Genomic DNA, 20,739 nt, shown 5'->3' on the forward strand with positions numbered 1-20,739 from the left:
CACGGTCCTCGCAACTCCCAACTCGTGAGTGTTGCGAGGACCGCTAGAACCCAAGGAGCGTCCGAGCGCTCCGGGGGCCTTCGTGCGGACGGGGCCGTGCGTCTACTTGGCTTCGGCCTTCTGCAGTTCCGCCAGTTCCTCGTCGGACTCGCGGCCCGGCGTCGGCAGGTTGAACTTGGTGATCGCGAAGCGGAAGACCACGTAGTAGACCGCCGCGAAGCAGAGGCCGACCAGGGCCAGGCCCCACGGGTTGGTCGCGATGCCCAGGTTGAGGAAGAAGTCGACCGCGCCGGCCGAGAAGCCGAAGCCGTCCTTCATGCCCAGCGCCCAGGTCAGCGCCATCGAGACACCGGTGAGCAGCGCGTGGATCGCGTACAGCACCGGCGCGATGAACATGAACGTGAACTCGATCGGCTCGGTGACACCGGTGACGAACGAGGTCAGCGCGAGGGAGAACATCATGCCGCCGACGACCTTGCGGCGCTCGGGGCGGGCGCAGTGCACGATCGCGAGGCAGGCGGCGGGCAGGGCGAACATCATGATCGGGAAGAAGCCGGTCATGAACTGGCCCGCGGTCGGGTCGCCGGCCAGGAAGCGGGCGATGTCACCGCTCTTGCCCTCGAACTCGCCCGCCTGGAACCACGGGAAGGAGTTCAGCAGGTGGTGCATGCCGATCGGGATCAGGGCGCGGTTGGCGACGCCGAAGATGCCCGCGCCCGCGGCGCCGGAGCCGACCAGCCACTCACCGAAGTTGTGCAGGCCCGTGCCCAGGACCGGCCAGATGTAGCCGAACACGATGCCGATGACCAGGCCCGCGAAGGCCGACAGGATCGGGACCAGGCGGCGGCCGCCGAAGAAGCCGGCCCAGTCCGGCAGCTTGGTGCGGTGGAAGCGCTGGTACAGCAGGGCGACGACGACGCCCATGACCACACCGCCGAGGACCTTGGCGTCCACCGCCTGCTCGACCATGACGATCTCGCCGTCGACTATGGCCTCCTTCTTCGGCAGGCTGCCGTCGGTGAAGGTGGCCAGCACGTTCTTGAAGACCAGGTAGCCGACGACCGCCGACAGGGCCGTGGAGCCGTCCGACTTCTTCGCGAAGCCGATCGCGATGCCCACCGCGAACAGCAGCGCCATGTTGTCGAGGATGGCGTTGCCGCCGGCCGTCATGAAGCCCGCGATCTTCGTGAGGAACGCGGGGAACTCCGCGCGCCCCAGCATGTCGGCGTTGCCGAGGCGGACCAGCAGCGCGGCGGCGGGCAGCACGGCCACCGGCAGCATCAGGCTGCGGCCGATACGCTGCAGGACAGCCATCGCGCCGGAGCCCTTCTTCTTCTCGGCCGCGGGAGCGGCGCTGGCCGTGGACACAACTTCCTCCTGGGGGTACCCCCGGCCGTAGGCCGGGGGAGGGCATAATGGCGCCGCCCAGCTGTGAGAGGGAAGGGTGGGACGGCGGCGTCCGGTGGTCTACACCATCAGTGGTGTAGACCTGTTGTAGCACGATGAAGGGCGCACAAGGAACCCGCTGTTCCCGCGACGGAACCGCTACCCGCCGTGTCCGGAAGATCCGGACTTGGTCACGTCCTCCACCTCCTTCGCCGGCTCCCGCCCCGGCGTCCTCAGGCCGAACGCCGTGATCGCGAACCGGAAGACCGCGTAGTACACGGCCGCGAACGCCAGACCCACCGGAATGAGCAGCCACGGCCTCGTCGCCAGGCTCCAGTCGATGACGTAGTCGATCAGACCGGCGGAGAAACTGAACCCGTCCTTCGCGCCCAGCCCCCACGACACCGCCATCGACACGCCGGTCAGCACCGCGTGGATCGCGTACAGCACCGGGGCGACGAAGAGGAACGAGTACTCCAGGGGCTCGGTGATGCCGGTGACGAACGACGTCAGCGTCACCGACAGCATCAGACCGCCCACCTCCCTGCGGCGGTCCGGCCGCGCGCAGTGCGTGATGGCGAGGGCGGCGGCCGGCAGGGCGAACATCTGAAGAACCCCAGCCAGTCCACCAGCTTCGTCCGGTGGAAGCGCTGCCAGAGGAACGCCGACAGCAGACCCATGACGATGCCGCCGAAGACCCCCGGGTTCTGGTACGTGAAGACCGACACCGTCCCGTCGCCCGCCCGGCAGCCCACGGCGACCGCCCGCGCCCCGGCCGGACACTCCTCCGGGAACTGGCGCAGCACCCGGTAGTACACGAGGAACCCCGCCACCGCCGCGAGCGCCGTCGAACCGTCCCCCTTCCTCGCCATGCCGATCGCCACCCCGACACAGAACAGCAGGGGCAGCCCCAGCGAGCTGTCCAGCAGCGCCTCGCCCGCGCCCGCCATCACCTTGGCCGCGCCGGTCCAGCCGAGCCCCTCGGCGCCGACCAGGTGCGGCTGGCCGAGCCCGATCAGGATGCCCGCGGCCGGCAGCACGGCGATCGGCAGCTGCAGGCTGCGCCCCCTCTTCTGCAGGCCCTGGAACAGGGCGCTGCGGCGGGTGCGGGCGGGCCGGGCGGCGCTGTCGGCAGTCATCGGACTCCTCTCGGACTCCTCTCGGACTCCTCTCGGACTCCTCGGCGGACTCCTCGGCGGACTCCGCCCGAAGGGACCGGGTTTGGCGACCGTCCGTGAGGTGGTGTAGACCAGTCGACGGAAGGTTCCGCTGTCGTGACGCCATCATTCGGTACGTACGCCCTGGCCGCTCGCGAAGCTGGGCCAACTGTGGGTTACTGCGGCAAAGCGCATCGGACCAGGACCAGGACCAGGCCGAATCAGGGAGAAGGACATGGCCAGCAAGGCTGAGAAGATCGTTGCCGGGCTCGGCGGCATCGACAACATCGAAGAGGTCGAGGGCTGCATCACGCGGCTGCGGGTCGAGGTGGCCGATCCCTCGCTGGTCGACGACGCCGCTCTCAAGGGCGCCGGCGCGCACGGCGTCGTCAAGATGGGCACCGCCATCCAGGTCGTCATAGGCACCGACGCCGACCCGATCGCCGCGGACATCGAAGACCTGATGTGAGACCCGGCTCACCGCCGAAGGGGCCCTTCCCGTACGGGAGGGGTCCCTTTCCGTGCAAAGAAGCCTTTCCGCACCCAGGGCCGGGCCACGGAACGGCGGGAGACCGGACCGCGACGGCGGAGACCGGACCGCGACGACGGGGCACTAGGCTCGACCCATGTCTCGAATCGACGGCCGCACCCCCCAACAGCTCCGCCCCGTCACCATCGAACGCGGCTGGAGCAAGCACGCCGAGGGCTCCGTCCTCGTCTCCTTCGGTGACACGAAGGTCCTCTGCACCGCCTCCGTCACCGAGGGCGTGCCCCGCTGGCGCAAGGGCAGCGGCGAGGGCTGGGTCACCGCGGAGTACGCCATGCTGCCCCGCTCCACCAACACCCGGGGCGACCGCGAGTCGGTCAAGGGCAGGATCGGCGGCCGTACGCACGAGATCTCCCGCCTCATCGGCCGCTCCCTGCGCGCGGTCGTCGACTACAAGGCGCTCGGCGAGAACACCGTCGTCCTGGACTGCGACGTCCTCCAGGCCGACGGCGGCACCCGCACCGCCGCCATCACCGGCGCGTACGTCGCCCTCGCCGACGCCGTCGCCTGGGCCCAGGCCAAGAAGCTGGTCCGGCCCGGCCGCCGGCCCCTCACCGGCTCCGTCAGCGCCGTCTCGGTCGGCATCGTCGGCGGCGTCCCGCTGCTCGACCTCCGCTACGAGGAGGACGTGCGCGCCGAGACCGACATGAACGTCGTCTGCACCGGCGACGGACGGTTCGTCGAGGTGCAGGGCACCGCGGAGGCCGAGCCCTTCGCACGCGAGGAGCTCAACGCGCTGCTCGACCTCGCCGTCGCCGGCTGCGCGGACCTGACCGCGCTGCAACGCGCGGCGCTCGACGCCGCAGCCGGTGCCGGTGTCAGTACCGGTGCCGGTGCCGGTGCCGGTGCCGGTGCCGGAAAGTAAAGGGCGCACCAAGACCGACGCCCCGGCGCGGGCAACCACGCCGGCCGCCGCGGCGTCCTGAGGAGTACGGGCGCACGGACCGAACCCCGTGCGCCCGGCCGGTTCGAGGCCCGCGGGCCTGTCAGGAGGGGAACGAAACCATGGCCGTGAGCCGCCGTCGTCGTAGCCGTACCGCCGTAGCCGCCACCGTGGCCGCGGTCGGGCTGACGCTCGGACTGACCACCGGCTGCGACGCCGTCAGCAAGGCACTGGACTGCGTGGAGACCGCCGACGCCGTCGCCGACGCCGTCACCGACCTGCAGCAGGCGGTCGAGAACGCGGCCAACGACCCCACCCAGACCCAGGAGGCCGTCGACGCCGTGGGCGACAGCCTCGACAGGATCGACGCCGAGACGGGCGACGCCGACCTCGACAAGGCCACCGAGGACCTGCGGCGCGCCCTCACCGAGGTCACCACCGCCATCGAGAACGGCGACGAGACCCCCGACATCAGCGGCGTCACCGACGCGGCCGGCGAGCTGACCAAGGTCTGCACGTCCTGACGGCGGCGCCGGCCGGCCCGGGACACCGGGCCCGGGATACTGAGGGCATGACCCGCCTGATCCTCGCCACCCGCAACGCCGGAAAGATCACCGAACTGAAGGCGATCCTCGCCGACGCAGGTCTCCCGCACGACCTCGTCGGCGCGGACGCCTACCCCGACATCCCCGACGTCCGCGAGACCGGCGTCACCTTCGCCGAGAACGCCCTGCTCAAGGCCCACGCCCTCGCCCGGGCCACCGGCCTGCCCGCGGTCGCCGACGACTCGGGCCTGTGCGTCGACGTCCTGGGCGGGGCACCGGGCATCTTCTCGGCCCGCTGGTCCGGCCGGCACGGCGACGACCGCGCCAACCTCGACCTGCTGCTGGCCCAGCTGTCGGACATCGCCGAGGAGCACCGCGGCGCCCACTTCACCTGCGCCGCCGCCCTCGCCCTGCCGGACGGCACCGAGCGGGTGGTCGAGGGACGGCTGAGGGGGGTCCTGCGCCACGAGCCGGCCGGCACCCACGGCTTCGGCTACGACCCCGTCCTCCAGCCCGAGGGCGAAACCCGCACCTGCGCGGAACTGACCCCCGACGAGAAGAACCTCATCAGCCACCGCGGCAAGGCGTTCCGCGCCCTGGTACCGGTGCTGCGCGAGCAGCTGGGCTGAGCCCGAAGGAGGAGCAGGGGCCCGGTTCGAGGGAACCGGGCCCCTGCCGACGGGTGCGGTCGGTGGGACTCGAACCCACACGGGATTTCTCCCACGGGCACCTAAAACCCGCGCGTATCGCCTATTTCGCCACGACCGCCACAAAACGGACATCTGGCTATGCCGCTCCGTTTGGTGACCTCAGTGTACGGGGGTGCTGGTCCTGGTGGTGCGCGGCCTTCCTGCGGCACCATGTCGCCGTCAGGGCGTGGCAGTTGGGGCAGAGGTAGCGGAGGTTCTCGCGGCGGTTGTCCAGCCAGTTGCCGTCGACGTGGTCGATCTGGAGTGTGAGGGGTTGCCCCTGCCACTCGCCGTTGTTCCCGCAGCACGCACACCGGTAGGGCACACCCCGGGTCCGGAGCGCCGCATGCAGGCGTTCCCGGTTGGGCCGAGCCGATCCGGCGGGCAGGACGACGAGGACGTCGCCGGCCGTCGACCGCTTCGCGGCCGCTGGTGCCGACGCCCAGGCGCGCCGCCTGAAGTGGCTGGTGTCGAGCCCCAGTTGCGCCACCCGGCGGCGGATCCGGCGGTGGTTCGTGTGGTTCACGTCGAGTTCCAGCGCGCGCATGACGTCCGCGTAACTCTCGGCGGCACGCACGGCCCCGCTGAGCTCGTCGTCCGGCAGGAGCGGCCGGGTGTGGCGGAAGTGGGAGAGGTCGATGCCGTGTTCCCGGAGCAGACGCCCCAGCGCCGTCCTGGTCCGCCCGTCGTCCGGAATCCCGAGCGCTCTGGCGGTGCCGCGCACGCTGTCCGCCGACGCCGCGGCGGCCCGCAGTTCCTCCCCGGTGAACGGCAGCTCCGGGCGGGAGCGGCCGATGCCCTTGAAGTGGCTGATGTCGACGCCCGCCGACTCGATCCGGCGCCGGATGTGGGACAGCGTCCCGGGCGCCGGCGTGGCACCCAGGCGGAGAGCGACCTCCCGGAGGGTCGAGGAGGAGGCGGCCGCGTCGGCGATGGCGTCGTCCGGATAGCTGAACCGGGGCCTGCGTCGGGTGAAGTGGCTGGTGTCGATGCCGTGAGCGGCGACCTTCTGCCGGAGCACCCGTCGCTGTCCGCCGCTCGGCTTGAGCCCCATGCGTCGCATGAGGTCGTTCCATGTGTGCGACTCGCTCACCGCGGCTGCGAGCGGCTCGCGAGCGTACTTCTCCATGTCACCCATGCGTCCCCCGATCGGCCAGGCGTTCGCGTCTCGTACGGATCAACGATCCGAGCGGTGGGCGGTCACGCCCGGCCTGTCGGCAGTGGACGGGACGGTCAGATCCCCAGGTCCTTGATGATCTTGGCGACGTGGCCGGTGGCCTTGACGTTGTAGAGGGCGCGTTCGACCTTGCCCTGTTCGTCGACGATGACCGTGGAGCGGATGACGCCGACCACCGTCTTGCCGTAGAGCTTCTTCTCGCCGAAGGCGCCGTAGGACTCCAGCACCCGCTTGTCGGGGTCGGCGAGCAGGGTGACCTTCAGGGACTCCTGGTCGCGGAACTTCGACAGCTTCCCGGGCTTGTCCGGGGAGATGCCGATCACCTCGTAGCCGGCGCCGGCCAGCAGGTCGAGGCTGTCCGTGAAGTCGCAGGCCTGCTTGGTGCAGCCGGGGGTCAGCGCCGCGGGGTAGAAGTAGACGATGACCTTGCGGCCCCTGTGGTCCGCGAGGGACACCTCGTTGCCGTCGGCGTCGGGCAGGGTGAAGGCGGGGGCCACGTCCCCGGGCTGGAGTCGTTCGCTCATCGATCCAGCGTAACCGGGGGTCCTGGCGGTGCGGTCGGCGAGGCAACTGACAGACTGTCCGGAAACAGCATCAGCAGACTCGGAGGCCGTACGGTGGCGGACACGTCGGACACCAGAACCCCGGCGCAGATCGAGGCGGACATCAGGCGCCGCCGCGATGTGCTGGCCGAGACGCTCGACGAGATCGGGGTGCGGGTGCACCCGAAGACGATCGTCGGCGACGCCAAGGCCAAGGTCGTGTCGAATGTCAATCACACCCTCGGACGGGCCTATGTGCAGGTCAACCGAATGGTGAGCGATGTCAGGGCACAGTTCGTGGACGAGGACGGCTCGCCCCGGATGGCGCGTGTGCTGCCCGTCGCACTCGTCGCCGTCGGGGTGGTGGGGCTGCTCGCCCTCGGCCCCCGGCGCCGCAAGCGCTGACCCACCGGCGGACGTACGCCCCGGATGCAGGTAGGTTCAAGGACGTGAGCGCCAACAGAAACGACCAGAGCACCCATGCCGACAAGCTGCCCATCCGGATGCTGCACGACCGTGTGCTCGTGCGGCAGGACACCAGCGAGGGCGAGCGGCGTTCCGGCGGCGGCATCCTGATCCCCGCCACGGCGGCCGTGGGCCGCCGGCTGGCGTGGGCGGAGGTCGTCGCGGTGGGGCAGAACGTACGGACCGTGGAGCCGGGCGACCGGGTCCTGTACGACCCGGAGGACCGCGCGGAGGTGGAGGTGCGCGGCATCGCGTACGTCCTGATGCGCGAGCGCGACCTGCACGCGGTCGCCGCGGACCGGTTCGAGGGGTCCGAGGACTCCACGGGGCTGTATCTGTGAAGCGGGACGCGTAGGGCGGGAGTACGAGGCGGGAGGGCCGGTGGCCGGTGTCACCGGCCCTTCCGGCTGCCCGGGGGAGCGGGCCCCTGCTAGCGTGGGGAGGCACCCGACGAGACGCGCCGTACCGGGTCAAGGCAAAGACGACGCACCACCGTCAGTCCGCCTGTCTCCCGGAGGTGCCCGTCATGGCCTGGGTCCTGCTGATCGTCGCCGGTCTGCTCGAAGTCGGCTGGTCGATCGGGATGAAGTACACCGACGGTTTCACCCGGCTCGTGCCGAGCCTGCTCACCGGCGCCGGCATCGTCTCCAGCATGCTGCTGCTGTCGTACGCCGCGAGGTCCCTGCCCATCGGTACCGCCTACGGCGTCTGGGTCGGGATCGGGGCGGCCGGGGCGGCGGTGCTCGGCATGGTGGTGCTGGGTGAGCCAGCCACCGCCGCCCGGATCTTCTTCGTCTGCCTGCTGCTGGTCGCCGTCGTGGGCCTGAAGGCGACCTCCGGTCACTGACCCCGGTCGGTCACCGGCCCCGGTCGGTCGTCGTGCCCGTGGAGGTGCCGGTGCCGGTGGTGCCGGTGGAGGTGCCGTCGGTGGTGCCGCCCGCGGTGGTGTCCCCGCCGGTGGCGGTCCCGCCGTCCGCCGTACCGCCGTCGCCGGTGGTGCCCCCGTCGGCGGTGGTGCCGCCGTCGGCCGGGTCTCCGGTCGTCCCCCCGTCGGTGGGCGTCCCGCCGGGTGTGGTGCCGGTCCCGGCCGTGGCACCGGCGTCGGTCGTGCCGCCCTGCGCCTGGTCCGGTGTCGCCGGGTCGCCGGTGCCGGGGGTGTCCTCGTCGCCGGGGGCGTCGGTGTCCTGGTCGGCGGCGGGCGGGGCCGGGGGCTGGTACACCACCTCGGCGCCGTTCTGGAGCCGCAGGTCGAAGTCGGTGACCGGGGTGCCTTCGAGGGCGTCCCTGGTGAACTGGGCCCAGATCTCGGCGGGGGCCCCGCCGCCGTTGACGCGCTCCAGGCCCATCGCGCCGTACAGCGACTTGTGGTCGGCGGTGACCGGGTCCTGTCCCATCACGGCGACCACGGTGGCCAGGTCGGGGGTGTAGCCGGCGAACCAGGCGGCCTGGTCCTCCTCCGCCGTGCCGGTCTTGCCCGCGGCGGGCCGGCCGGCGGCCTGTGCGGCGGTGGCGGTGCCGTTCTCGACGACGCTGCGCAGGACCGAGGTGGTGGTGTCGGCGGCCTCGCGGCTGACGGCCTGGGTGGTGCGCCGCTCGGGGGTCTCGATCACCGCGCCGCCCCGGGTGATCTTCTCGACCAGGGTGTACGTGCCGTGCTCCCCGTGGTTGGCGAGCGTCGCGTAGGCCTCCGCCATGTCCAGGACGCTGGCCTGGGCGACGCCGAGCGCGATCGAAGGGTAGGGGAGCAGCTCGGGGGTGCCGGAGGGCAGGCCGAGGGCGACCGCGGTGCGCTTCACCTCGTCGGGGCCGACGTCGACGGCCATCTGCGCGTACACCGCGTTCACGGACTTGTCGGTGGCTTCGCGGACGGTGATGTCGCCGTACGACACCTGGTCCTCGTTCTCCGGCGCGTAGCCGCCGCTCCAGCCCTGCACGGGGCGCTTGTTGGTGCCGTCGTAGTAGGTGTTGGGGGTGATGGGCGAGCCGTTCTGGGTGGTGGAGGCGTTCTCGACGGCGGCGGTGAACACGAACGGCTTGAAGGTGGAGCCGACCTGGAAGTCCCGCCGGGTGGCCCCGTTGGTGTACTGCTTGACGTAGTCGATGCCGCCGTACATCGCGACGACCTTGCCCGACGTGGGCTCGACGGCGGCGCCGCCCGCGCGGACGTAGGTGTCGACCGTGCGGTTCTCCGGGTCCAGCTCGGACATCAGCTGGTCGTCGACGGCCTTGACGAAGGCGTCCTGCTTGGGCTTTTGCAGGGTGGTGGTGATGCGGTAGCCGCCCGCTTCGAGGGAGTCGGCGTCGACGACGCCGTTGTCGACGAGGTACTGCTTGACGGCGTCGACGACGTAGCCGCGCTGTCCGGACATCCCGGTCGAGACGGTGGCCTCCTTGGGCATCGGGAACTTCAGCCCGGCCCGCTCGGACGAGGTGAGCCAGCCCTCCGTCACCATGCCGTCCAGGACGTAGTTCCAGCGGGCCTCGGCGGCGGAGCGGTTCTCCGGGTGGGCGACGACGTCGTACTCGCTGGGCGCGTTCAGCAGGGCGGCGAGGTAGGCGCCGCGGGCGGCGTCCAGTTCGGTGGCGTCGACGCCGTAGTAGGCCTGGGCGGCGGCCTGGATGCCGTAGGCGTTGCGGCCGAAGTAGCTGGTGTTGAGGTAGCCCTCCAGGATGTCGTTCTTGCTCTTCTCCTGGTCGAGCTTGATCGAGATGAAGAACTCCTTGACCTTCCGGGTGACCGTCTGTTCCTGGGCCAGGTAGTAGTTCTTCACGTACTGCTGGGTGATCGTGGAGCCGGACTGCTTGCCCTTGCCGGTGGCCGTGTTCCAGGCCGCGCGGACCATCGCCTTGGGGTCGATCGCCGACTCGGTGTAGAAGCCGCGGTCCTCGGCGGCCAGCACGGCGTGCTGCGCGTCCTCGGAGATCTGGGCGAGGCCGACGTTCTCCCGGTTGACCTCGCCGTCCCGGGCGAGCTGGGAGCCGTCGGCGTACAGGTAGACGTTGCTCTGCTTGATCGCCAGCGCGTTCGCGGGCGGGATCCTGACCATCGAGTAGCCGAGGTAGAACAGGCCGATCACCAGCAGGGCGCCGATGACGCAGGTGCCCAGCACCGTGCGCCAGGTCGGGATGATCCGGCGCCAGCCGGTGCGCCGGGGCCGCCTGCTCTCGCCCTCCCCGGCCCCGCCCTCGTTCGGCTGCTGCGGCTGCGGCTCGTCGCTCATGTCGTGCACGGACTCCTGTGTATTTCCTCGAACGTCATCTGTGCCCCCAAGTGAAGACTCCCGTACCGGGCGTTCCGTTCCCGGAATCGGCACTGTCACGCCCGGAAAATGCCTGGCAGGGCCTCCCGGCCGCGTACTAGGCTCCTGCGCTTCGGTGTCGGGCTGGTCGGGGACGGTGGTTCGGTGTGGGCACGGGACGGTTGTACGCGGCCGTCGCGCTGGGGAGTTTCCGACGGTACGCGACCTATCGGGCGGCCACGGCGGCCGGGGTGTTCACCAACACCGTCTTCGGGCTGATCCTTGTGTACACCTATCTGGCCCTGTGGGACGAGCGGCCGCAGCTCGGCGGGTACGACCAGGCCCAGGCCGTGACCTACGTCTGGCTCGGGCAGGCGCTGCTGGCGACGCTCGCGATCGGCGGTGGCGGTTTCGAGGCCGAGCTGATGGAGCGCATCCGTACCGGTGATGTGGCGATCGACCTGTACCGCCCGGCCGACCTCCAACTGTGGTGGCTCGCGGCCGACGTGGGCCGGGCCTGCTTCCAGCTGCTGGGGCGCGGGGTGGTGCCGTTCGGGTTCGGGGCGCTGGTCTTCGACGTCGCGCTGCCGTCGGATCCGCTCACCTGGGGCGCCTGCCTGGTCGCGGTGGCGCTGGGCATGGTGGTCAGCTTCGGGATCCGGTTCCTGGTGGCGCTGAGCGCGTTCTGGCTGCTCGACGGCACCGGAGCGACCCAGATGGCGTTCCTGCTGGGCTTCTTCTGCTCGGGCATGCTGCTGCCGCTGAACGTCTTCCCCGGCCTGCTCGGTGAGATCGTCCGGGCGCTGCCGTGGTCGTCGCTGCTCCAGGCGCCGGCGGACGTGCTGCTGGGCCGGGCCGATCCGGTGGGCACGTTCGTCTTCCAGGGCGCGTGGGCGGTGGCGCTGCTGGCGGCGGGGCGGCTGGTGCAGTCGGCGGCCACGCGGCGGGTGGTGGTGCAGGGTGGGTGAGAACGGTCACCCGGGGCGGGCCGGCCGGGCCGCCGAGGGGCTGCGGGCGTACGGGCTGATCGTCGCCATGTGGATCAGGTCCACGATGGCCTACCGGGCGTCGTTCGTCATGACCACGGTCGGCAACTTCGTGGCGTCCGGGCTGGACTTCGTCGCGATCCTGCTGATGTTCTCCCGGGTGGACGAGCTCGGCGGCTACACGCTGCCCGAGATCGCGTTCCTGTACGGGCTGGCCGGCCTGGCCTTCGGGCTGGCCGACCTGGCGATCGGGTCGACGGAGCGGCTGGGCCGCCGGGTGCGGGACGGCACGCTGGACACGCTGCTGGTGCGTCCGGTGCCGGTGCTGGCGCAGGTCGCCGCCGACCGGTTCGGGCTGCGCCGGCTGGGCCGGATCGTGCAGGGGGCGCTGGTTCTCGGCTACGCGCTGGCGGCGCTGGACATCGACTGGACGCCGTCGAAGGCGCTGCTGCTGCCGGTGACGGTGGTCAGCGGGGCGGTGATCTTCGGCGCGGTGTTCGTCGCGGGCGCCGCCTTCCAGTTCGTGGCGCAGGACGCCTCCGAGGTGCAGAACGCGTTCACCTACGGCGGGACGACGCTGTTGCAGTACCCGCCGACGGTGTTCGGCCGGGAGCTGGTGCGCGGGGTGACGTTCGTCCTGCCGCTGGCCTTCGTCAACTGGCTGCCCGCGAGCCACATCCTGGGGCGGCCGTATCCGCTGGACCTGCCGGAGTGGGTGGCGTTCGCGCCGCCGCTGGTGGCGGTGGGGTGCTGCGCGCTGGCCGGGCTGGCGTGGCGGGCCGGGCTCACGTCGTATCGGAGTACAGGGAGTTGACCGGTGACGGGCTTCATCGAACTCGACGGGGTCGAGAAGGTCTTCGAGGTGCGCAGGCGGACCGGGCTGCTGAGGCGGGAGCGGCGGCAGGTGCGGGCCGTGGACTCGCTCACCTTCCGTGTGGCGCGCGGTGAGATGGTCGGCTACATCGGGCCGAACGGCGCCGGGAAGTCCACCACGGTCAAGATGCTGACCGGCATCCTCACCCCGAGCGGCGGACGGCTGCGGGTCGCGGGCATCGACCCGTCCCGGGAGCGGACGCGGCTGGCGCACCGCATGGGGGTGGTGTTCGGGCAGCGCACCACGCTGTGGTGGGACCTGCCGCTGATCGACTCCTACCGGCTGGTGCACCGCATGTACCGGATCCCCGAGGCCCGTTACCGCGCCAACCTGGAGCGGTGCGTCGAACTGCTGGAGCTCGCCGACCTGCTGGACGTGCCGGTGCGGCAGCTCTCGCTCGGCCAGCGGATGCGCGGGGACATCGCGGCCGCGCTGCTGCACGATCCCGAGGTGCTCTACCTCGACGAGCCGACCATCGGCCTGGACGTCGTCTCCAAGGCCAGGGTGCGGGAGTTCCTGCGCGACCTCAACGCCGAGCGGGGCACCACGGTGCTGCTCACCACGCACGACCTCCAGGACATCGAGCAGCTCTGCTCCCGGGTGATGGTCATCGACCACGGGCGCCTGATGTACGACGGCCCGCTCGCCGGGCTGCACGAGGTGGGGGAGAGCGAACGGACGCTGGTGGTGGACCTGGAGCGGGAGCTGCCGCCGGTGGCGGTGCCGGCGCCCGCGCGGGTGGTGCGCGTCGAAGGGCCCCGGCAGTGGCTGGCGTTCCCGGCGGCGCAGTCGGCGGCGCCGCTGGTGGCGCGGATCGCGGCCGAGTACCCGCTGGCCGACCTGTCGGTGCGGGAGCCGGACATCGAGGCGGTGATCGCCCGCATGCTGCACTCCCTGCGGGACACCCCCGAACCTCCGGCGGAGCGGGCGAGTGCGTAGTGCCGGCGGCGGGGAAATCGTAGGCTGCTGTCCATGACCGACGATGTTCCGGAGCTGCGTGCCTCCGACGCCGATCGAGAGCGAGTCGCCGAGGTCCTGCGGGACGCCCTCGCGGAGGGCCGGCTGGACATGACGGAGTTCGAGGAGCGGCTCGACGCGACGTACCGGGCACGGACGTACGCGGAGCTGGCGCCGATCACACGGGACCTGCCGGTCGCGGGCGGCGCGCCGGCGGACTCGGTGTCCCTGATGAAGGAGTCCGCGCCGGGCGGGAGCTGGGCCGGGCGGATCGTCGGGGGCGAGGGGTCCTCGGCGGCGGGCGTCGCCGTGATGGCCGGGTTCCAGCGCAAGGGCCGCTGGACCGTGCCCAAGCGGTTCACCTGCTTCGCGTTCTGGGGCGGCGGCGAGATCGACCTGCGCGAGGCCGACTTCGCCGGCCGCGAGGTCGAGATCAAGTGCGTGGCGATCATGGGCGGGGTGAACATCGTCGTCCCGCCCGGTGTCGAGGTCGTCGTGCGCGGCGTCGGCGTCATGGGTGGCTTCGACCACCGCGAGGACGGCGTGCCGGGCGACCCGGGCGCCCCCCGGGTGATCGTCTCCGGGTTCGCCCTCTGGGGCGGTGTCGGGGTGGAGCGCAAGCCGGTCCGCGACCGGGGCCGGCCGGAGCGGGAGGCGGAGGGGGCGGACCGGCGAGTGCTGGGGCACGGGGACCCGGCGCACGGCTGGGGGCACGACCCGCACCGCCGCGACGCCCCCTAGTGCCGCGGCAGGCGACGTTCGCCCCGTCGCGACGCCCGGCACGCACTCTGGCCGCACCGGCCGAAACGGCACGCACTCTCGCCGCACCGGACGAAAGCCCGAGGACGTCCCGTACGAGGGCTTCCGGCCGGCACGCCGAGAGCCCCGCACCGGACGCCGCTCCGCCACGGGCGGACGTCGCCTGCCGCGGTACCAGGTGTGCCTACAGCCGGGCCGGCACCGACCCCTTCAGCGCCCGCAGGTCGAACGCGCGGGCCATCCGTTCGTACCCCCTGTCGTTGGGGTGCAGATGGTCGCCCGAGTCGTAGTCGGGGCGGAACCTGCGCGGGTCGTAGGGATCGCGCAGCGCCGCGTCGAAGTCGACCACCGCGTCGAAGACGCGCCCGGACCGGATCTCGGCGTTGATCTCCTGGCGCACCGCCTCCCGGCCGGCGGTGTAGCCGCGGTGGCCGCCGAACGGCATCAGCGTCGCGCCGACGACCTTGATGCCGTGGGCGTGGGCCCGGTCGGTCAGGGTGCGCAGGCCGTCGAGGACCGGGCCGGGCTCGATGACGCCGGGGTGGCGCAGGATGTCGTTGACGCCGAGGTCGATGACGACGACCTCGACGCCGGTCCGGCCGAGCACGTCACGTGCGAAGCGGTCCAGGCCGCTGGGGTTGTCGGCGGGGCGGCCCAGGCCGCCGGTCAGGACGCGGTTGCCGCCGATGCCCTCGTTGACGACGCCGTACCGGGGCACGTCCCGGCCCGCGCCGGCCGCCTCGCGCAGCCGGTCGGCGAGGACGTCCGGCCAGCGCCGGTTGGCGCCCACGGTGGAGGAGTGGCCCTCGGTGAGGGAGTCGCCGAAGGCGACGAGGGTGCCGTGGGACTCCCTGCTGAGCACGTCCAGCGCGGTCAGATAGCGCCAGGCCTCCACCCGCCGGGTGTACGGCGCGCCGGTCACGTCCGCGGCCCGGTCGCCCGGCGCGGCGTAGGAGATCTGCCGTACCCGCGAGTGCACGGTGACCGGGCCGGGTTCGGCCGGGGCGTACGTGCTGACCAGGACGTCGCTGTCGGGCGGGACGGCCAGGCGCACGGCGTCGCTCGTCACCTGCCGGCCCGGCGGGACCACCACCGTGGCGGTGCCGCCGAACGTCAGCGGCCGCATCGTCTCCGGCACCGCGGCCGCGCTGTCGTCGGCGGCGGCCAGCGCGATCGTGGCGTGCGTGACGGTCAGCGGCAGCCGGCCGTAGTGGTTGGACAGCGTGATCCGGGCGGCCGTGCCGCCGGCGCTGGTGTGGACGACGTTGCGCACGGAGCGGTCGTGCAGGCCGGCCGCCTCGGTGCCGGGCTCGGCGGCGGACGGGGGCGTGGACCAGGAGCCGACCCAGGTGCCGGTGGACACCGGGGCGGCGGGGTCGTGCGGGGCGCGGGGACCGGCGAGCGCGCGCTGGGCCGTGCCGTCGTCCAGGGCGGTCGTCGCGTATATGGCGACCGACAGGGCCACGATCAGTGCGACGATCGCGGCGAGCAGGGCGCCGTACTGGGCGGGGGCCACCCCCACGCCCCCGGCGTGATGACGCCTGGTCAATGCGGTGCGTCTTTCTCTGGTCTCTCTGGCGGAAAGGGGAGCGCGGGCTCCGGTCCGATCACCCCATGATGCGTCATCGAGGGCGGGACGGTGACCCGGGCCTCGCGCGGGAGACCCGTTCGGCCGCGGGAGCCCACGGGCCGGTTCACTCGCGCGCGGCTCCGGCGAACCGGTGCGGGGAACTCCCGTCCCGTTCCAGGAGTCGGTCAGGAAGGGACAATGTGGAGTGGAGGCTCGGGAACGGGTGGAGCGGATGGATCGTACGCAACCGGAACAAGCAGGCGGAACGGAGACGGCTGCCGCGGCGCGGCAGGCCCGGCCGGACCCCGCCGATGACCGCCGCGCGGCCGGCACCCGCGGAGTGCCCGCGGCCGCCGTCCGCGCGATGACGACGTTCAGCCCGGCCGACGAGGAGAAGCGGCGCGGGGTGCGCCGGATGAAACTCACCGCGACCGGGCTGCTGCTGTTCGTGGCCGTGGTGTACGTCCTGGCCGAGTGGGCCTCGCACGCGGGCGCCGGTCCCTGGGCGGGCTATGTCGCCGCGGCCGCCGAGGCCGGCATGGTCGGCGCGCTGGCCGACTGGTTCGCCGTCACCGCCCTCTTCCGCCACCCGCTCGGCATCCCCATCCCGCACACCGCGATCATCCCGACCAAGAAGGACCAGCTGGGCGTCTCGCTGGGCGAGTTCGTCGGCGAGAACTTCCTCTCCGGGGACGTCGTACGGCAGCGGCTGCGCGCCGTCGGCATCGGCAGCCGCCTCGGCGCCTGGCTCGCCGAACCGCAGAACGCCGACCGGGTCACCGCGGAGCTGGCGACGGCCCTGCGCGGCGCGCTGACGGTGCTGCGCGACTCCGACGTGCAGGCGGTGGTCGGCGAGGCGATCACCCGGCGGGCGAACGTCCAGGAGATCGCGCCCGGCATGGGCAAGATGCTGGAGAAGGTCGTCGCCGACGGCGGCCACAAACGGTTCGTCGACCTGATCGTCTCCCGCGCGCACGACTGGCTGGTGCTGCACGGCGACTCCGTGATGGACGCGGTGCAGGGCGGCGCGCCCGGCTGGACCCCGCGGTTCGTCGACCGCAAGGTCGGCGAGCGGGTCTACAAGGAGCTGCTGCGCTTCTGCGCGGAGATGCGGGACATGCCCTCCCACCCGGCGCGCGGCGCCCTCGACCGCTTCCTCACCGACTTCGCCGCCGACCTGCAGTCCGACACCGACACGCGCGCGAAGGTGGAGCGGCTCAAGGGCGAGGTGCTGGGCCGCGGCGAGGTCCAGGACCTGATCGCCTCCGCCTGGACGGCCGTACGCTCCATGATCGTCTCCGCGGCCGAGGACGAGCGCAGCGAACTGCGGCTGCGGGTGCGGGCCTCCCTGCTGTCGCTGGGCGCCCGGATGGCCACCGAGACGAAGATCCAGGGCAAGGTGGACGGCTGGGTGGAGGGCGCGGCGGTGCACGTCGTGACGACGTACCGCAGCGAGATCACCCTGCTGATCACCGACACCGTCGCGAGCTGGGACGCCGGGCACACGACGCGGAAGATCGAGGCCCACATCGGCCGCGACCTGCAGTTCATCCGGATCAACGGCACGGTGGTGGGCTCCCTGGCCGGGCTGCTGATCTACACGGTCTCCCGCATGCTGGGGGCGTAGCCCCCGACCGTACGGGCGTGTCCCTCCGCTTCCCGGGCACACGAGAGGGGGTCGCTCAACGGAGAGGGAGCCATGACAGCAGCAGCATCGTCGTCGCCGGCCTCTGTGCCCGGCTCCACCGGAACCGTCACCACGTCCGTCCCGGCCCGTCTGGACCGGCTGCCGTGGTCCCGGTGGCACTGGATGATCGTGATCGGTCTCGGCACCGTCTGGATCCTGGACGGTCTCGAAGTCACCATCGTCGGCAACGTCGCCGGCCGGCTGGCGGAGGAGGGCAGCGGGCTGGACATCACCGCCGCCCAGGTCACCGGCGTCGCGGCGGCGCTGTACGTGGCGGGCGCCTGCGCCGGCGCCCTGTTCTTCGGCCGGCTGACCGACCGCTACGGCCGCAAGAAGCTGTTCATGGCGACCCTGGCCGTCTACCTGGCGGCGACGGCCATGACGGCGCTGTCGTTCGAGTCCTGGTGGTTCTTCCTCTTCCGCTTCCTGACCGGCTTCGGCATCGGCGGTGAGTACGCGGCCATCAACTCCGCGATCGACGAGCTGATCCCGTCCCTCTACCGGGGCCGGGTCGACCTGATCATCAACGGCAGCTACTGGCTCGGCGCGATCGGCGGCGCGCTGCTGTCCATCGTGATGCTGGACACCGCGATCTTCCCCAAGGACCTGGGCTGGCGGCTGAGCTTCGCGCTCGGTGTCGTCCTGGGCCTGGTCATCCTGCTCGTACGGCGCCATGTGCCGGAGTCCCCACGCTGGCAGTTCATCCACGGCAAGGGCGAGGAGGCGGAGGCCCTCGTCACGTCGGTGGAACGCGAGATCGAACAGGAGAAGGGCCGGCCGCTGCCGCCCCCCGCCGGCGAGATCACCATCCAGCAGCGCAAGAGCATCGGCTTCGGCCTGATCGCCCGGACCGTCTTCGCCCGCTACCCGCGCCGGGCGGTGCTCGGCCTCGCCCTCTTCATCGGCCAGGCGTTCCTCTACAACGCCATCACCTTCGGCTTCGGCACCATCCTCAGCACGTTCTTCGACGTGCCGACGGGCAACACGGGCTACTACTTCGCCGTCATCGCGGCGGGCAACTTCCTCGGCCCGCTGCTGCTCGGCCCGCTCTTCGACACGGTGGGCAGGAGGGTGATGATCTCCTCCACCTACCTGCTCTCCGGCCTGCTCCTGTTCGGCACGGCCTGGCTCTTCGACCGGGGCTCCCTGACCGCGACGACGCTGACGGCGTGCTGGTGCGTGGTGCTGTTCTTCGCCTCGGCGGGCGCGTCCAGCGCCTACCTCACGGTCTCCGAGATCTTCCCGATGGAGACCCGGGCCATGGCCATCGCCTTCTTCTACGCCCTCGGCACGGCGGCGGGCGGCATCAGCGGCCCGCTGATCTTCGCCGACCTGACCGAGTCGGGCGTGGTCTCCGACACGGTGCTCGCCTTCCAGATCGGCGCGGTCCTGATGTGCGCTGCGGGGCTGGTGGCGGCGTTCCTGGCGGTGAAGGCGGAGCGGCGCTCGCTGGAGGACATCGCCACGCCGCTGTCGGTGACGGGGGCGGAGGCGGGAGCCTCCAAGGCGACGGCCTAGGTGTTCTGCCCGGGGAGGTCCGGGGCGGGGGCGCCGGGGCCACGGTGTGCCCTCGCCCGGCACCCGTACGGCGGGCCCTGCCGGGGCGGGGCGCCGGGTCTGCGGCGCTGCCTCGTCCGGCGCCCGTACGGCGGGCCGTGCCGCCCCGTCCGGGGAGGGCGGGGCTCAGGCGCCGGTCGTCGACCCGGGCCGGACGATCATCAGCACCGTCACCACCGCCCACAGCAGGTTGAAGACGCCGGTGAACATGGCCAGCCGCACGGTCGCCCGCGGCGTCCCGCCGCCCTCCACCAGCGCCTCCTGCCGGGGCAGCACCAGGGCGCCCAGCACGACCGCGGCGAGCACGGTCAGCACGACGGACGTGATCAGCCAGGCGTCGCCGAGCACCCCCATGGCGCTCGCCGTGGCCACCCCGAACACCGGCACGACGACGCCGACCGTGGCGTACACCCGGCAGATGCGGTGCAGCAGCCGTACCGTCTCGACGGCCCGCGGGTCGTCGGGCACGGCCAGCACCCGGCGGGCGGCGGGCGGGAACATGCTCGCGGCGACCGTGACGGGGCCGATGGCGACGATCGCGGCGAGGACGTGGACGGCGAGGAGGAACGTGGTCACGGACGATCACGCTAGGCGGGCTGCGGATCTCGGAGAAGTGGCGGTAATGCCATGCTGCGACGGATTCTCGCCATAGAGACGGGCAGGCGGCGGAGCATGGGCGGGTAGACGAGGGCCGGCGTGGGCGGGTTGGCGAGAGTCCGTCGTACGCCTACGATCCCGCCATGCACACCGTGGCCGTACTGGCGCTGGACGGCGTCATCCCGTTCGACCTCTCCGCGCCGATCGACGCCTTCGGCTGGGCCCGGCTGCCGGACGGCCGCGAGGCCTACCGGGTGCGGGTCTGCGCGGAGCGCGAGGAGGTGAACGCGGGGGCGTTCACCCTGCGGGCGCCGTACGGGATCGAGGCGCTGGCGGAGGCCGGCACGATCATCGTGCCCGGCGTCGAGGACCCGCCGCGGACCCTGCCGTCCGGGGTCGCCGAGGCGTTGCGCGAGGCGGCGGCGAACGGCACGCGGATCGCGTCGGTCTGCGTCGGCGCGTTCGTCCTCGCGGCGACGGGCCTGCTGGACGGCCTGCGCGCCACCACCCACTGGTTCGCGGCGCCGGACCTGGCCCGGCGGTACCCGCGGGTGACCGTCGACCCGAACGTCCTCTACGTCGACAACGGCCAGTTCCTGACCTCGGCGGGCGCCGCCGCGGCGATGGACATGTGCCTGCACATGATCCGTACGGACCACGGCTCGGCGGTCGCCGCGCACGCCGCCCGGATGTCGGTCATGCCGCTGGAACGGGAGGGCGGACAGGCCCAGTTCATCGTGCACGACCAGCCGCCGGCCCCGGCGGGCGCGACGCTGGAGCCGCTGCTGGCCTGGCTGGAGGACCACTGCGACCGCGACCTCACGCTGGACGAGATCGCGGCGCGGGCCGGGATGAGCACGCGGACCCTCAACCGGCGGTTCCGGGACCAGACGGGGACGACGCCGTTGCAGTGGCTGCACCGGGCGCGGGTGCGACGGGCGCAGTACCTGCTGGAGACGACGTCGTACCCGGTGGAACGCATCGCGGCGCAGGCGGGGTTCGGGTCGCCCACGGCGTTCCGGGAACGCTTCCGGCGAGTGGTGGGGACCAGTCCGCAGGGGTACCGCAGGGCGTTCCGGCCGTCTCCGTGAGCCCGGGGCGCGCGCCGAGTGCCGCGCGCCC

At 72.2% G+C, this 20,739-nt stretch carries 20 protein-coding genes, 1 tRNA gene, 1 pseudogene and 1 riboswitch; of the genes and pseudogenes, 14 read left to right on the forward strand and 8 right to left on the reverse strand.

The genetic code is table 11. The annotated features are described in order from the left end of the window. Positions 1–102: 102 nt before the first annotated feature. The gene (locus ACFF45_RS04350) at positions 103–1,368 is read right to left on the reverse strand and encodes a PTS transporter subunit EIIC (RefSeq protein ID WP_381342084.1); all 1,266 of its coding nucleotides are present in this window, start codon (positions 1,366–1,368) and stop codon (positions 103–105) included. A gap of 177 nt (positions 1,369–1,545) precedes the next feature. Continuing rightward, a pseudogene (locus tag ACFF45_RS04355) lies at positions 1,546–2,525 on the reverse strand (PTS transporter subunit EIIC). A gap of 253 nt (positions 2,526–2,778) precedes the next feature. Here ACFF45_RS04355 and ACFF45_RS04360 point away from each other — a divergent pair. The 4 genes from ACFF45_RS04360 (at position 2,779) to rdgB (ending at position 5,147) form a co-directional block, all read left to right on the forward strand. Next, positions 2,779–3,012: a PTS sugar transporter subunit IIB gene (locus ACFF45_RS04360; protein ID WP_381342087.1), complete on the forward strand. Its 234-nt coding sequence runs from the start codon at positions 2,779–2,781 to the stop codon at positions 3,010–3,012. Between the two features lie 157 nt (positions 3,013–3,169). Further along, on the forward strand, positions 3,170–3,955 hold the full coding sequence (gene rph / locus ACFF45_RS04365; protein WP_381342089.1) for a ribonuclease PH: 786 nt from the start codon (positions 3,170–3,172) through the stop codon (positions 3,953–3,955). Between the two features lie 140 nt (positions 3,956–4,095). Continuing rightward, on the forward strand, positions 4,096–4,497 hold the full coding sequence (locus ACFF45_RS04370) for a hypothetical protein (protein ID WP_381342092.1): 402 nt from the start codon (positions 4,096–4,098) through the stop codon (positions 4,495–4,497). Positions 4,498–4,544: 47 nt separating this feature from the next. After that, a complete protein-coding gene (gene rdgB, locus ACFF45_RS04375) occupies positions 4,545–5,147 on the forward strand; it encodes an RdgB/HAM1 family non-canonical purine NTP pyrophosphatase (RefSeq protein WP_381342094.1) in 603 nt (200 codons plus the stop codon). Between the two features lie 54 nt (positions 5,148–5,201). Here the strand turns inward: rdgB and ACFF45_RS04380 are convergent. The 3 genes from ACFF45_RS04380 to bcp form a co-directional block, all read right to left on the reverse strand. Beyond that, positions 5,202–5,286: transfer RNA gene (locus ACFF45_RS04380), tRNA-Leu, on the reverse strand. Positions 5,287–5,304: 18 nt separating this feature from the next. Continuing rightward, positions 5,305–6,336, reverse strand: a complete 1,032-nt coding sequence (locus tag ACFF45_RS04385) for an HNH endonuclease signature motif containing protein (RefSeq protein WP_381342097.1) — start codon at positions 6,334–6,336, stop codon at positions 5,305–5,307. Between the two features lie 104 nt (positions 6,337–6,440). Next, positions 6,441–6,908 (reverse strand): thioredoxin-dependent thiol peroxidase, encoded by a 468-nt coding sequence (gene bcp / locus ACFF45_RS04390; protein WP_381342100.1) that lies wholly within the window; start codon positions 6,906–6,908, stop codon positions 6,441–6,443. A gap of 93 nt (positions 6,909–7,001) precedes the next feature. Here bcp and ACFF45_RS04395 point away from each other — a divergent pair, with 93 nt between their 5' ends. The 3 genes from ACFF45_RS04395 to ACFF45_RS04405 all read left to right on the forward strand — a co-directional run bounded on the left by ACFF45_RS04395 (position 7,002) and on the right by ACFF45_RS04405 (position 8,238). Then, a complete protein-coding gene (locus tag ACFF45_RS04395; protein WP_381342103.1) occupies positions 7,002–7,331 on the forward strand; it encodes a DUF3618 domain-containing protein in 330 nt (109 codons plus the stop codon). A gap of 98 nt (positions 7,332–7,429) precedes the next feature. Next, positions 7,430–7,732: a GroES family chaperonin gene (locus ACFF45_RS04400; protein WP_202425017.1), complete on the forward strand. Its 303-nt coding sequence runs from the start codon at positions 7,430–7,432 to the stop codon at positions 7,730–7,732. Between the two features lie 78 nt (positions 7,733–7,810). Then, positions 7,811–7,882, forward strand: a riboswitch (guanidine-III (ykkC-III) riboswitch). Between the two features lie 35 nt (positions 7,883–7,917). Next, positions 7,918–8,238: a DMT family transporter gene (locus ACFF45_RS04405; protein WP_381342105.1), complete on the forward strand. Its 321-nt coding sequence runs from the start codon at positions 7,918–7,920 to the stop codon at positions 8,236–8,238. A 10-nt stretch (positions 8,239–8,248) separates the two neighbouring features. Here ACFF45_RS04405 and ACFF45_RS04410 read toward each other — a convergent pair whose 3' ends face one another. Continuing rightward, positions 8,249–10,612: a transglycosylase domain-containing protein gene (locus ACFF45_RS04410; RefSeq protein ID WP_381342108.1), complete on the reverse strand. Its 2,364-nt coding sequence runs from the start codon at positions 10,610–10,612 to the stop codon at positions 8,249–8,251. A gap of 185 nt (positions 10,613–10,797) precedes the next feature. Here ACFF45_RS04410 and ACFF45_RS04415 point away from each other — a divergent pair, with 185 nt between their 5' ends. The 4 genes from ACFF45_RS04415 (at position 10,798) to ACFF45_RS04430 (ending at position 14,188) form a co-directional block, all read left to right on the forward strand. Continuing rightward, on the forward strand, positions 10,798–11,598 hold the full coding sequence (locus ACFF45_RS04415; RefSeq protein ID WP_381342111.1) for an ABC transporter permease: 801 nt from the start codon (positions 10,798–10,800) through the stop codon (positions 11,596–11,598). Between the two features lie 67 nt (positions 11,599–11,665). Then, entirely contained in the window at positions 11,666–12,430 is a 765-nt protein-coding gene (locus ACFF45_RS04420; protein WP_381342453.1) for an ABC transporter permease, read from the forward strand. Positions 12,431–12,433: 3 nt separating this feature from the next. Beyond that, positions 12,434–13,429 (forward strand): ABC transporter ATP-binding protein, encoded by a 996-nt coding sequence (locus ACFF45_RS04425; RefSeq protein WP_381342114.1) that lies wholly within the window; start codon positions 12,434–12,436, stop codon positions 13,427–13,429. Positions 13,430–13,462: 33 nt separating this feature from the next. Then, complete coding sequence (locus ACFF45_RS04430) at positions 13,463–14,188, forward strand: DUF1707 SHOCT-like domain-containing protein (RefSeq protein ID WP_381342116.1); 726 nt, start codon at positions 13,463–13,465, stop codon at positions 14,186–14,188. Positions 14,189–14,390: 202 nt separating this feature from the next. Here ACFF45_RS04430 and ACFF45_RS04435 read toward each other — a convergent pair whose 3' ends face one another. Continuing rightward, positions 14,391–15,755: an SGNH/GDSL hydrolase family protein gene (locus ACFF45_RS04435; protein ID WP_381342118.1), complete on the reverse strand. Its 1,365-nt coding sequence runs from the start codon at positions 15,753–15,755 to the stop codon at positions 14,391–14,393. Between the two features lie 253 nt (positions 15,756–16,008). Between ACFF45_RS04435 and ACFF45_RS04440 the strand changes: the two genes are divergently transcribed. Then, entirely contained in the window at positions 16,009–17,403 is a 1,395-nt protein-coding gene (locus ACFF45_RS04440) for a DUF445 domain-containing protein (protein ID WP_381342121.1), read from the forward strand. Positions 17,404–17,475: 72 nt separating this feature from the next. Then, entirely contained in the window at positions 17,476–18,981 is a 1,506-nt protein-coding gene (locus ACFF45_RS04445) for an MFS transporter (protein WP_381342123.1), read from the forward strand. A gap of 165 nt (positions 18,982–19,146) precedes the next feature. On the opposite strand, the gene ACFF45_RS04450 is transcribed toward ACFF45_RS04445, so the two are convergent. Then, entirely contained in the window at positions 19,147–19,596 is a 450-nt protein-coding gene (locus tag ACFF45_RS04450; protein ID WP_381342126.1) for a hypothetical protein, read from the reverse strand. 164 nt (positions 19,597–19,760) lie between these two features. Between ACFF45_RS04450 and ACFF45_RS04455 the strand changes: the two genes are divergently transcribed. Further along, positions 19,761–20,708, forward strand: a complete 948-nt coding sequence (locus ACFF45_RS04455; protein WP_381342129.1) for a GlxA family transcriptional regulator — start codon at positions 19,761–19,763, stop codon at positions 20,706–20,708. Positions 20,709–20,739 lie beyond the last annotated feature (31 nt).

Source organism: Streptomyces cinereospinus (assembly GCF_042430725.1).
Classification (GTDB): domain Bacteria; phylum Actinomycetota; class Actinomycetes; order Streptomycetales; family Streptomycetaceae; genus Streptomyces; species Streptomyces cinereospinus.

Coding starts and splice junctions, on each gene's coding strand:
- ACFF45_RS04360 (WP_381342087.1), top strand. CDS start 2,779: ATGGCCAGCAAGGCTGAGAAGATCGTTGCCGGGCTCGGCGGCATCGAC.
- rph (WP_381342089.1), top strand. CDS start 3,170: ATGTCTCGAATCGACGGCCGCACCCCCCAACAGCTCCGCCCCGTCACC.
- ACFF45_RS04370 (WP_381342092.1), top strand. CDS start 4,096: ATGGCCGTGAGCCGCCGTCGTCGTAGCCGTACCGCCGTAGCCGCCACC.
- rdgB (WP_381342094.1), top strand. CDS start 4,545: ATGACCCGCCTGATCCTCGCCACCCGCAACGCCGGAAAGATCACCGAA.
- ACFF45_RS04385 (WP_381342097.1), bottom strand. CDS start 6,336: ATGGAGAAGTACGCTCGCGAGCCGCTCGCAGCCGCGGTGAGCGAGTCG.
- bcp (WP_381342100.1), bottom strand. CDS start 6,908: ATGAGCGAACGACTCCAGCCCGGGGACGTGGCCCCCGCCTTCACCCTG.
- ACFF45_RS04400 (WP_202425017.1), top strand. CDS start 7,430: ATGCTGCACGACCGTGTGCTCGTGCGGCAGGACACCAGCGAGGGCGAG.
- ACFF45_RS04405 (WP_381342105.1), top strand. CDS start 7,918: ATGGCCTGGGTCCTGCTGATCGTCGCCGGTCTGCTCGAAGTCGGCTGG.
- ACFF45_RS04410 (WP_381342108.1), bottom strand. CDS start 10,612: ATGAGCGACGAGCCGCAGCCGCAGCAGCCGAACGAGGGCGGGGCCGGG.
- ACFF45_RS04420 (WP_381342453.1), top strand. CDS start 11,666: ATGTGGATCAGGTCCACGATGGCCTACCGGGCGTCGTTCGTCATGACC.
- ACFF45_RS04430 (WP_381342116.1), top strand. CDS start 13,463: ATGACCGACGATGTTCCGGAGCTGCGTGCCTCCGACGCCGATCGAGAG.
- ACFF45_RS04440 (WP_381342121.1), top strand. CDS start 16,009: ATGGATCGTACGCAACCGGAACAAGCAGGCGGAACGGAGACGGCTGCC.
- ACFF45_RS04445 (WP_381342123.1), top strand. CDS start 17,476: ATGACAGCAGCAGCATCGTCGTCGCCGGCCTCTGTGCCCGGCTCCACC.
- ACFF45_RS04455 (WP_381342129.1), top strand. CDS start 19,761: ATGCACACCGTGGCCGTACTGGCGCTGGACGGCGTCATCCCGTTCGAC.